9 protein-coding genes are annotated in these 12190 nt (G+C 55.0%); 2 read left to right on the top strand and 7 right to left on the bottom strand.

Features of this window, described 5'->3' with window-relative positions; all coding sequences use genetic code 11:
* Positions 1-29 precede the first annotated feature (29 nt).
* Positions 30-494: a cyanophycin metabolism-associated DUF1854 family protein gene (locus tag ACFQPC_RS12850; protein ID WP_382272322.1), complete on the bottom strand. Its 465-nt coding sequence runs from the start codon at positions 492-494 to the stop codon at positions 30-32.
* Positions 491-2740 carry a cyanophycin metabolism-associated ABC transporter gene (locus ACFQPC_RS12845; protein ID WP_465261805.1) on the bottom strand — a complete coding sequence of 750 codons (2250 nt, stop codon included), beginning with the start codon at positions 2738-2740 and terminating at the stop codon, positions 491-493. The genes ACFQPC_RS12850 and ACFQPC_RS12845 overlap by 4 nt, the downstream gene beginning before the upstream one ends.
* 232 nt (positions 2741-2972) lie before the next feature.
* Between ACFQPC_RS12845 and ACFQPC_RS12840 the strand changes: the two genes are divergently transcribed.
* Positions 2973-5141, top strand: coding sequence for a cyanophycin synthetase (locus ACFQPC_RS12840; RefSeq protein ID WP_382272320.1), 2169 nt, complete (start codon positions 2973-2975; stop codon positions 5139-5141).
* 128 nt (positions 5142-5269) lie between these two features.
* Complete coding sequence (cphA, locus tag ACFQPC_RS12835) at positions 5270-7831, top strand: cyanophycin synthetase (RefSeq protein ID WP_382272319.1); 2562 nt, start codon at positions 5270-5272, stop codon at positions 7829-7831.
* Positions 7832-7954: 123 nt separating this feature from the next.
* Here the strand turns inward: cphA and ACFQPC_RS12830 are convergent, their stop codons facing one another.
* From ACFQPC_RS12830 to ACFQPC_RS12810, 5 genes are all read right to left on the bottom strand, one after another.
* Positions 7955-8557 (bottom strand): outer membrane beta-barrel protein, encoded by a 603-nt coding sequence (locus ACFQPC_RS12830; RefSeq protein ID WP_382272318.1) that lies wholly within the window; start codon positions 8555-8557, stop codon positions 7955-7957.
* Positions 8558-8806: 249 nt separating this feature from the next.
* Complete coding sequence (locus ACFQPC_RS12825) at positions 8807-9235, bottom strand: CBS domain-containing protein (protein ID WP_012081396.1); 429 nt, start codon at positions 9233-9235, stop codon at positions 8807-8809.
* Between the two features lie 53 nt (positions 9236-9288).
* Positions 9289-10107, bottom strand: coding sequence for a cysteine hydrolase family protein (locus tag ACFQPC_RS12820; RefSeq protein ID WP_382272317.1), 819 nt, complete (start codon positions 10105-10107; stop codon positions 9289-9291).
* Between the two features lie 60 nt (positions 10108-10167).
* On the bottom strand, positions 10168-11091 hold the full coding sequence (locus ACFQPC_RS12815) for an ABC transporter permease (RefSeq protein WP_012081398.1): 924 nt from the start codon (positions 11089-11091) through the stop codon (positions 10168-10170).
* Positions 11088-12185, bottom strand: a complete 1098-nt coding sequence (locus tag ACFQPC_RS12810) for an ABC transporter permease (RefSeq protein WP_382272316.1) — start codon at positions 12183-12185, stop codon at positions 11088-11090. Before ACFQPC_RS12810 ends, ACFQPC_RS12815 begins: the two co-directional genes overlap by 4 nt.
* Positions 12186-12190 lie beyond the last annotated feature (5 nt).

Here is a 12190-nt window from a genome sequence, read left to right as displayed (position 1 = left end):
TGATGCGCCCCCCCCGGGCGCGCATCAGATTATAAGAATCTATCCAGCAATTTACGACTGGCCTTGTCCAGTTTATTCAAATCACGAATCAGGAACTGGATGCCATGTGTATCGGCAATGATCAATGCCGATTCACCGATGCGACGGATATCTTCTTCACCCTTCAACACCAGCGTGGCATCACCGCGATTGGTTGCCAGTGTCCAGGTGCTAGGCGAAGCAAATACCGAGACGCGCTTGATCTGCTTGATCTCCGGCAAGAATTCACGACTCGCCAATTCTTCTTCCAGCAAGAGACGCGTTGCATCAGGCAGGTCGCTCAATTTCTCTATCCATGCCAGCTCATGTCCGTCCGGACTGACGATGGCAATACCGATATCAGGTGCGGCGATAGGAAAAGAACGTACCGGTACTACACCCTCCTGCACTTCCTCGCCCGGCGCAGAATAAATCAGTTTGCCGAAGGCGTTACGCGTTAATTGAAAATTGCTCATGCGACCTCCCCGGCTTTGATTCCATCTTCCAGCATATCTTCCGCCTGCCGCTGTTGCGCCTGATACAACTTGTAGTACGCGCCTTCACGCTGCAATAATTCATCATGCGAACCGACTTCGACGATCTGCCCTCTATCCATCACGACGATGCGATCGGCGCGACGCAATGTCGACAAGCGGTGCGCAATGGCAATCGTGGTACGACCACGCACGAGGTTATCAAGCGCCTTCTGGATTTCACGTTCTGTCGTTGTATCCACCGATGAGGTCGCTTCATCCAGGATCAGGATATGCGGGTCGATCAGCAGGGCACGGGCAATCGAAATACGCTGGCGCTCACCACCGGACAAAGTCTGTCCGCGCTCACCCACCATCGAATCGTAACCATGCGGCAGGCGCAGGATGAATTCGTGCGCATGCGCGGCACGTGCCGCCGCAATGATGTCTTCACGGCTCGCATCCGGCTTACCGTAAGCGATATTGTCTGCAATGGTGCCGAAGAAGAGGAAAGGTTCCTGCAAGACCAGGCCGATGTTACGGCGATACTCCGGGATCGGGATCGAACGCACATCTACGCCGTCGACCATGATTGCACCGGCCGATACATCGTAGAAACGGCAAATCAGATTGACCAGTGTGCTCTTGCCCGAACCGCTATGGCCGACCAGGCCTATCATCTCACCCGGATTGATCGTCAGGTCGAGGCCGCGTATCACGGCACGATTACCATAACGGAAACCGATATCCTTGATTGTGATTTTGCCTTTTACGTTTTCGAGGTGCACCGGATTGCTTGCTTCGGGCACGCTGGATACATGATCCAGGATATCGAAAATACGCTTGGCGCCGGTCGCTGCTTTTTGCGTGACGGATACGATACGGCTCATTGAATCCAGGCGCGTGTAAAAGCGGCTGATGTATGCAAGGAATGCTGTCAGCACACCGACGGTGATCATGCCTTGCGATACTTGCCAGATACCCAGTGCCCACACCACCAGCAAACCAATTTCCGTCAGGAAAGTGACGGTAGGCGAAAACAGTGACCAGACTTTGTTGACGCGATCATTGACGACCAGGTTGTGATTATTCGCTTCGCGGAAACGTGCGGCTTCGCGTTTTTCCTGCGCGAATGCTTTCACCACGCGGATGCCCGGTATCGTATCGGCCAGCACATTGGTCACCTGCGACCAGATGCGGTCCACTTTTTCAAAGCCATTGCGCAGTTTGTCGCGCACCACATGGATCATCCACGCGATGAAAGGCAGCGGCAACAGGGTCACCAAGGCCAGCCAGGGATTGATCGAAATCAGGATGGCCGCCGTCATGACGATCATCAGGACGTCGGTGAAAAAATCCAGCAAATGCAGCGACAGGAACACGCAAATACGATCGGTCTCGGAACCGATACGCGTCATCAGGTCACCGGTACGTTTACCGCCAAAGTACTCGAGTGATAGCCGCAGCAAATGTTCATAAGTGGTCGTGCGCAAATCTGCGCCGATGCGCTCACTCACCAATGCGAGGATATAGGTCCGCGCCCAGCCCAAACCCCAGGCAAACAAGGCCGAGCCGAACAAGCCGCCGAGATAGAGCGCGACCAGGCCTTTGTCGATAGGCACACCGTTTTGATATGGAATCAAAACGTTGTCCATCAAAGGCATCGTCATATACGGTGGAACGAGGGTCGCCGCGGTCGACGCCAGCGTCAGGATGAAACCCAGCAATAACTGACCGCGATACGGTTTGGCGAAACGCCATAAGCGGAACAGCGATGCCGTTGATGGCGGTTGCTCTTCCGCTGCGTTGCCGTCCTCGGCGTCATCGTCATCTTGGACTTCTTCTGGTTCCGGCCTGAGCTGCGCGACGCCGGTCGCAATCGCATGGCGTTGCTGTTCGAATTCGGTAATGAGCTGCAAGGCTTGCGGATTCTGCGCCAGCGTGTAACGCCATTGCGCCAGACGGGCGTTGGTATCGTGCAATTCCAGCGTGCCGACCCCGGCGTGGTCATGGTGTTTCAGCGCCAGGTCGGCGCGCAAAGGCCAGGCTTGCCAGGTCGATTCGCCATGCGAACGTGACAACAGTTGTAAATTTGTAAGAATTACAATGCCAGACACAAAATGTAGACTTAAATCAAGATCAAGCTCGAGGTGAGCGAGTATGATTTCATCCTTGCCCAAACGGACGTTAACATCCTGCCATGTCGCAGGGAGGGCATTTTTTGCTGGCAGTGAAGAGGTGGTTTTCATCAAAACTGGGAGGGTTTTTCCGTAAAGAACGAATATTCGTGAACTTGCGACCAGAATATATGGTTTTGTCTCAAATTGGCGGCCAGTATATCCAAACGCACCCGACTTGTTTGTCGTATTCCCGCGCATCAAAAATATAATCACTAAATAAGTAAACCAAAGAACCGCGAGCGCGTTACAGCTATTTTAGCCACTGAGTTTTGGCTTTCCCCCTACACACTTTCCATTACAAATGAACAACAAAACCATCGATATTATCGATGTGCTAAGTTTACGCGGACCAAATATCTGGACTTATCGTCCAGTGCTGGAGGCATGGGTTGATATTGGTGAACTGGAAGACTTTCCTTCCAACACTATCCCCGGCTTCTATGAGCGGCTGACCGCCTGGTTGCCTAGCTTGGTCGAACATCACTGCGGCGTCGGCGTACATGGCGGTTTTTTGATGCGCCTGCGTGAAGGCACCTGGCCCGGCCACATCATGGAACATGTGATGATCGAGCTGCAAAACCTGGCCGGCATGCAAAGCGGTTTCGGCAAAGCGCGTGAAACATCAAAACGCGGTGTGTACAAGGTAGTCGTCCGCGCCCGCCACGAAGAAGTCAGCCGCGCCGCCCTGGTTGCCGCGCGTGACCTGGTCATGGCAGCGATCCAGGATAAACCGTTTGACGTCAAAGGCGCGGTCGACAATTTGCGCGACATCCTGGAATCAGTTGCCCTGGGACCAAGCACCGGCTGTATCGTCGATGCCGCGACCGATAGACGCATTCCGTCGATGCGCCTGAACGAAGGCAATCTGGTGCAACTTGGCTACGGTGCACGCCAGCGCCGCATCTGGACGGCGGAAACCGACCAGACCAGCGCCATCGCAGAAACCATTTCCAGTGACAAAGAGTTAACAAAAACCTTGCTGCAATCCTGTGGCGTACCGGTTCCGGAAGGCCGCATCGTCAATAGCGTCGCCGATGCCTGGGATGCTGCTGAAAGCATAGGTTTGCCGGTTGTCATCAAACCGCTGGACGGCAACCATGGCCGCGGCGTCTCGACCAACCTGAATAACCAAAAAGATATAGAAGCCGCCTTCCTGCTGGCCGAGCAAGAAAGCAGCGACGTCATCGTCGAGCGCTTTGTGCGCGGCAATGAACACCGCTTGCTGATCATCGGTGGCCGCCTGGTCGCGGCGGCACGCGGCGAAGAAGCCTCGGTCGTCGCCGATGGCGTGTCGAATATTTCCGCCCTGATCAATAGCCAGCTCAACAGCGATCCGCGTCGCGGCAGCAGTGAAGACTGCCCGCTGAACCTGATCCTGATCGATGAAGCGGATGATCCACGCGTCGTCTTGCTGGAATTGGCGCGCCAGGGTTACACCACCGAATCCATTCCGCCCGCCGGTGAAAAGATCCTGGTACAACGTAACGGCAATGTCGCGTTCGACGTTACCGACCAGGTACATCCTAGCGTTGCCGCGGCCGCCTCATTGGCTGCACGCATCGTCGGCCTGGATATCGCCGGTGTCGACCTGGTGGCGGAAGATATTTCCCGTCCACTGGAAGAACAAGGTGGCGCCATTGTTGAAGTCAATGCCGGCCCTGGTTTGCTGATGCACCTGAAACCAGCTGACGGCCCGGCGCGTCCGGTCGGACGTGCAATCGTCGATCATCTGTTTGCGGAAGATCAAAACGGCCGCATTCCTATCGTCGGCGTAACCGGCTCGCACGGCAGCACCGTGGTCTCGCGCCTGATCGCATGGCTGCTGCACTTGCAAGGCAAGTACGTCGGCCTCGCATGCCGCGACGGCTTGTTCCTGCATCAACGTCACGTCCAGCAGAAAAAGAGCGACAACTGGCAGGCCACCCGCCAGGTTTTGCTCAATCGCATGGTCGAAGCAGCCGTGTTTGAAAACAGCAGCAAGGCAATCCTGTCCGAAGGCATCGCTTATGACTGGTGCCAGGTTGGCGTGGTAACGAATATCGACCCTGCCGACAAACTGCCTGAGTACTACATCGAAGACGCGGACCAGATGACCAAGGTCGCCCGCACCCAGGTCGATATCGTATTGCCGGACGGCGTCGCCGTACTCAATGCAGCCGATGCCCGCGTCGCGGAATTTGCCTCGTTGTGCGATGGCAGCGTGATTTTCTTTGCAGCTTCACCAGCGACACCTGTCATCGTCGCGCACCAGGCCGAAGGAGGCCGCAGCGTATTCGTACGTGACGGCAATATCGTACTGGCAACGGGCAAGGAAGAAGTATTGGTCAGCGCAGCGCAAGAGCGTGCCGACCTCAGTATCGAAAACAGCTTGGCAGCAATTGCAGCAGCATGGGCCTTGGGCATTAGCCCTGATTTGATGAAGGCCGGGATAGAAACATTTGAATCAACAGATGCTAACATCAGGGCCTGAAAATCATGAGCTCAGTATACGCACATCACGAAAATAAAGAGACCAACGCAGTCTATCTCGATGCGTTAATCGATAAAGCACCGGCTAGCGGCAAAAAGAGAACCGTTGCGCCAAGAAGGAAGATGCTCATGGAAATATCACGCGTTCGCGCCTTGCGCGGCCCCAACCTGTGGAGCCGACATACGTCGATCGAAGCCATTGTGTCCTGCAATGGAATCGAACAAACCATACTTGCAATTCCTGGTTTCGAAGACCGTTTGCGTGCACGCTTTCCGGAAATCAAATTCCTGGAACCGGCCGAAACCACATTCTCGATGGCACACGTACTGGAAAGCGCCGCCATTGGCCTGCAAGCGCAGGCTGGCTGCCCGGTCACTTTCAGCCGCACCATCCAAACCGTTGAGCCTGGTATTTACCAGGTAGTCGTCGAATACACCGAAGAAGCCGTCGGCCGCCTCGCGTTCGAACTGGCGCAAAACCTGTGTCGCGCCGCGACCGAAGATACGCCTTTCGACCTCGCAACCGCACTGGCCAGCTTGCGGGAACTCGATGAAGACATCCGCCTCGGACCCAGCACCGGCTCCATCGTCGATGCTGCAGTCGCACGCGGCATTCCATTCCGCCGCATGACCGAAGGCAGCATGGTGCAATTCGGCTGGGGCAGCCGTCAGAAACGTATCCAGGCGGCAGAAACCGGTTTCACCAGCGCTATTGCTGAGTCGATTGCACAAGACAAGGAAATGACCAAGGTCTTGCTCGCCGCTGCCGGCGTGCCGGTACCTGACGGAGCTTCGGTCACGACCGCAGAAGAAGCATGGCAAGCCGCCCTCGATATCGGTGCACCGGTCGTCATCAAACCACGCGATGGCAACCAGGGCAAAGGTGTTGCCGTCAATATGAAGACGGAAGAAGAAGTTAAAACCGCTTTTGCGGTTGCCTACGAAATTTGCAGTGATGTCGTGGTCGAACGCTATCTGCCCGGCCACGATTACCGCCTGCTGGTAGTCGGCAAACAATTGATCGCTGCTGCGCGTCGCGCACCGCCGGAAGTCCTCGGCGACGGTGTACAAACCATACGCCAGCTGATCGACCAGGTTAACCTCGATCCACTGCGCGGTGATGGCCATGCCAGCCCGCTGACCAAAATCAAGGTCGACAACCTGACGCTGGCAACCCTGGCAAAGATCAACTACACGCTGGAAAGCGTACCGCCTAAAGGCGTACAGGTTGTCTTGCGCAACAATGCCAACCTCAGTACCGGTGGCACCGCTACCGATGTCACCGACGATGTCCATCCCGACCTTGCAGCACGCGCAGTAGAAGCGGCGCAAATGATAGGCCTGGATATCTGCGGTATCGACCTGGTATGCGAAAGCGTGCTCAAGACACTGGAAGAACAAGGCGGCGGCGTGGTTGAAGTCAATGCCGCGCCTGGTTTGCGCATGCACATCAAACCATCGTTCGGCAAAGGCCGTCCGGTCGGCGAAGCAATTATCTCCACCATGTTTGACGAAGGTGACGATGGCCGCATCCCGGTCGTCGCGGTAGCCGGCACCAATGGCAAGACCACCACCGTCCGCCTGATCGCGCACATCTTGCAAGGTAATAAATACCGTGTCGGCATGACCAGCACCGACGGCGTGTATATCGAAAACAAACGCATCGACACCGGCGATTGCAGCGGCCCACGCAGCGCACGCAATGTACTGATGCATCCGGACGTCGATGCTGCCGTACTCGAAACTGCACGTGGCGGCGTCTTGCGCGAAGGCCTCGGCTTTGATCGTTGCAACGTTGCAGTTGTCACCAACATCGGCGTCGGCGATCACCTTGGCCTGAATTTCATCTCGACGGTGGAAGACCTCGCCGTCGTCAAACGCGTGATCGTACAAAACGTCGCACCTAACGGTACGGCGGTGCTGAATGCTGCCGATCCTATGGTTGCAAACATGGCCAACAGCTGCCCGGGCAGCGTGACCTTCTTTGCACAAGACAGTAACCATGCCGTACTCGCTACGCATCGCGCACAGGGTCACCGCGTCCTGTTCCAGGATAGCAATGCGATCGTACTGTCCGAAGGCAAGTTCGAACACCGCATCCAGCTCTCCGACATTCCAATTACCCATAACGGTACTGTCGGCTTCCAGGTTGAAAACGCGATGGCGGCAATCGGTGCCGCATGGGGCCTTGGCCTCGACTGGAACGTGGTGCTGGAAGGCTTGCGCACTTTTGAAAACAGCGCCAGCTCCACACCAGGTCGCTTCAATATTTTTTCGCACAAAGGTGCAACCGTTATCGCCGATTACGGCCACAATCCGGACGCGATTGAAGCCCTGACCCGTGCCGTGGAAGGCATGCCGGCCAAGCGCCGCATGGTAGTTATCAGCGGTGCCGGCGATCGTCGTGACGAAGATTTGCGTCGCCAGACCCAGATCCTCGGCGATGCGTTCGACGATGTGATCCTCTATGAAGACCAATGCCAGCGCGGCCGTGCCGATGGTGAAGTATTGGCCTTGCTGCGTGACGGCCTGAGCAACGCGAAACGCACCCGCTTCACGCAGGAAATCCAGGGTGAATTCATCGCCATCGATACCGCCCTGGCGAAACTGGAAGCAGGCGATTTATGCCTGATCCTGGTCGATCAGGTCGAAGAGGCCCTCGCCCACATCGCTGCCAACGTCAAAGCGTAAATATAAAAAGCCAGCTGCAAGCTGGCTTTTTTTTGACTGTTTCTGGCCACGTTAGGAATTACGCACTGATACCTTGCAAATTTTCGTCACGATGAGAGCTGGCCTTTTTTAAGTCAAACAGCATTAAAACTTGTAACGCAGACCGACAGAGAACAGGTTTGCTTTCAGATTGACACCATCGTCTTTAGCGACTTTGCCGAAATTTTCATACTCGAGCACAGCGGCCAGCTTCTTTGAAAAATTGTAAGCAGCACCAATACCGATCAGCGGCGTCGTACGGGTTTCCGACTCAGAGATATATCCAGCCACTCCGGCATCCGTGTAAACATCCACTATCTTGACGCGATTTCGCGACACACCCAATTTGGCAAATAGCGCAAACTGCTCATTGATGGGCAAGGTGGCTGTCGCGGCAATATAAAGCGACCTTACTTTGCTACTAAAATTGCCTTGCACATCACTATCGGCATAAGCGATTTTTCCTTTTCCCAAATCAATATAGCCGCCCTGTACACCGAAATACTGATTGAATTCGTAGCCGCCATATAACTTGTAGCCGGTAGCGTTATCCTTCACCGAACCATCTCCGTCATCGCCACTTACATTGACTTTCTGATTGGCACGTCCGGCATTGAAGCCAATATAAGCACCTTCCGCCTGCGCCAGCACAGGCGTCATCAGTGCCGCACTGATGACCATTACCCCAATTTGTTTGATCATTGCCATCTCCTCCGTTTTTGCACAAATGAATTCAAGCTGTAGAAAGCTTTGTACAATAATGGCTGGAGTGCGGATTAAACATAGGACACATCTCATTCAATGGCACGGCTTGCCCATTGTTTCAACTGTCTTATATCTGACCCGGGCGAAAAAAACAATGGTGATCGCATCAGCAGATACTTCCGGCATTGCGATCACCATAGGGCTTGCATCAAACAACTATCTTCATTCCGCCACTATCGGGCGTCACTACGCTCAGCTATGGATATAGGTCTTGAGATACTGGATCGTCTCTTCCTGGGTAGAAATCACTTCTTTCACCAGGTCCCCTATCGAAATCACGCCGATGACAAAGCCTTTCTCTGTCACCGGAAGATGGCGGAAATTTCCATCCGACATCAGGGTCATGCACTCTTCCACCGTGTGCTCCTTGCTCACGGTCGTCACCCGGCTGGTCATGATGTCACCGACGCAGATATCCGTAGAACTCTTGTTGGCAAGTGCAACCTTGCGGGCATAATCCCGTTCGGACAGAATGCCGACCAGCTTGCCTTCATCAATTACAACCATCGCACCCACGTCATGTACAGCCATAATTTTCAGGGCGTCTATCAAGGGCGTACGTGAACATGTACTGCACAGGCTTTTGTTTTTCAACATCAGCAATTGGGATACCGTACGCATGAGCAAACTCAACTTATAAAGGAAAAAGAGAGACAGGAAATTCAGCCTGCCGGTTATTTGTTTTTGAAGCCGGCGATAATCTTGTCGCTGTCGGAGACGAAGCCGAAGCACTTCTTCACATTGAATACGGCATTCTGCGTACAGAATTCCGGTGAAGTCGTGGCGCAGCAATCTTCCACCATGACGCAGGCATAACCGAGGAAGTTGGCATCCTGCAATGAGCACAGTACGCACTGATCGGTATTCACGCCTGCAAACATCAGGGTCTTGATATCCATATTGCGCAGGATGCTGTCGAGCGGCGTATCCCAGAATCCGCTGATACGATATTTATCGACGCAAATATCCTGTGGATGTATTTCCAGTTCATCCACTACCGCCGCAGCCCAGCTGTCTTTCTCCAGCACGTTGGCGACACGCTTCGGCAGTTGCTCACCAAGGCCGATCCCGCTGCCTTTAGGCTTATACAAATGGTGCTGGTTAGGCGGCATATTCAGCAGGTCCGGGCGATTGCCCCAGTTCACCCAGATGATAGGCACATTGGCATCACGCAATACCGGCAGCAACTTCTTCAATGGTTCTATCGGCTGGCGACAAGGTGTGTAATCCACACCCAGGTGATCGACCCAGCCGTCTTTCGCACAGAAATCATTTTGCATATCGATGACCACCAGGGCCGTCCGATGTGCATCAAAGGTCACGGTCTGCGGATCGGATTGAATCGTGATCGGTGCCGGATGCACCGGCGTACCGATCAGATCCACATGCTCTGCGTTCACCATCCAGTGGTTATGGGCCCGCACTGAACCGATACGGTTCAATCCGGTTTCCGCATTCTCATTTCTTACAGCTTGCGCATTCTTCGCATTCATACATCCTCCTTCGATAAAGTTATTTTTTATAAATTTTTATACAAGCCTAAGCATGTCCCGCTAGCGCCCACGCTCGAATGCAAGGGTCAGGCCGGAGGGCTGGCGGCCCTTGCCGACAAACCCTGCAATCGCAAACAATGCCAGTACATAAGGAAGCATCAGCAGGGATGCCACCGGAATGTTCAGGTTCATTGCCGGCGCCAGGAATTGCAACGCGGTAGCGAAGCCAAACAACAAGCAGGCACCCAGTGTTTTCCATGGCGCCCAGCCACCAAAGATCACTGCGGTAATAGCGAGGTAACCGGCACCGCGTGTCATGCCCTCGGTGAAAGTATTGCTATCTGCAATCGACATAAATGCACCTCCCAGGCCGGCCAGTGTGCCGGCATACAGCACGCCCAGATAGCGGATAAGTTTCACGTTGATACCAGCCTTGTCGGCAGCGCGCGGATCTTCACCCACTGCACGCACCGCCAGGCCAAACGACGTGTACTTCAACATGGCCCAGGTCACCACCACCATAATCAGGCCGATGTATGCGAGGCCGGTTTGCTGGAACAGTGCGGGACCGATGACCGGGATTTCACTCAGGCCGGGAATATGCAGCTTGGCAAAACCCGGAATGGTGTCACGTGACAGCGGACCGAAAATTTCCCGATAGAGGAAAGTCGTCGCCCCCAGCGCCAGGATATTGAAACCTATGCCCACCACCAGTTGGTTCGCGCGCAGGGTGACACTCAGGATGGCCTGGAAGAAAGCTACGATCAGGCATGCCATGACGCCAACCAGGACGCCGATCACCGGACTGCCGGTTACCCACGAAGCCCATGCGGCGGCAAAGGCGGCCGTCAACATCATCCCGTCCAGGCTCAGGTTCAATACGCCGGCGCGCTGGCTCACCAGCTCGCCCATGCCGGCCAGGATGATAGGCATCGCCAGGCGCAGGCCGGAGCCAAGGAATACTGCCAATTGATCTTCGCTCATGATGCCTTCCTATCCATAAAAATCGCAGAGCCGGCAATCGCAATCACGATCAGCCCCTGACTAATCAACACCACCGCAGCCGGTACATGTGCCATGATTTCCATCGCGATACTGCCGGAGCGCAGGAAACCGAATAGCAAGGCACCGACGACGACACCCCAGGCTGAACCACGTGAAAGCAAGCCCACAACCAGGCCGTCAAAACCGTAACCGGAAGAAAAATCGCTGGTGAGGTAGTACTGTTGGCCCTGGATCATGATGGCACCGGCCAGTCCACCGAAGCCGCCGGCAATTGCCATCGCCAATACCACCAGGAAGCCGGAGCGCATACCGGCACGGCGCGAAGCCATCTGGTTCAGTCCGACCGCGCGCAATTTCAAACCGAAAGGGGTGCGGCTCAGTACGATGCCGACCGCGATCACCGCAATCACGGCGAGGATGAGGCCGATATGCAAGGGCGACATCGGATTGGACGGGAACAGCATAGGCAGCTTGGTCGCATCCGGAATAATCATCGATTCCGGCAAAGCAGATACCTGTGTCATCGGCTTGCGCAGCAGGTGCACCGATTCCACCGACCAATACACCAGGGGCAATGCAATGAAGGTCAGCAGCAATGTGCTGATGACTTCATTAATGCCGCGCCATGATTTAAGCGCACCCGCCAGGCCACCCCATAAGGCACCGCCCAGGGTTCCGGCCAGCATTGGCAGGATGAAAGCCAAGCCGAAAGGCAGGTTACCGGCACCATGCAAAGCCATCGCCGTGGCCAGCATGCCGCCTATTGCGATCTGCCCTTCCCCGCCGACATTCGTCAGGTTGGCGCGATTGGCAAAGATAAATCCGAGGCCTACCAAACCGAGGCTGATGGAACGGTTGATGGAAGCGCCTATGTTGTATTCACTCCCTACCATGCCATCCCAAAACGCTTCTATCGCTTCGCTCACGGAACTATCGGTGCAGGCAATCAGTACTACGCCCAGCAACAGGGCGACCACGGTTGCCAATACCGGCACGATGACTTTCAAGGGCAAATGAAATTTAAAACTGAAAGGGCTATTCCCCTCGCTCCAAAGAGCGGATTTGTTCGTCATGCTTT

Origin of the sequence: Herminiimonas glaciei (genome assembly GCF_042664955.1) — a bacterium.
In the GTDB taxonomy this organism is placed as follows: Bacteria; Pseudomonadota; Gammaproteobacteria; order Burkholderiales; family Burkholderiaceae_D; genus Oxalicibacterium; species Oxalicibacterium glaciei.
This window is presented reverse-complemented; position numbering and strand designations above follow the sequence as displayed.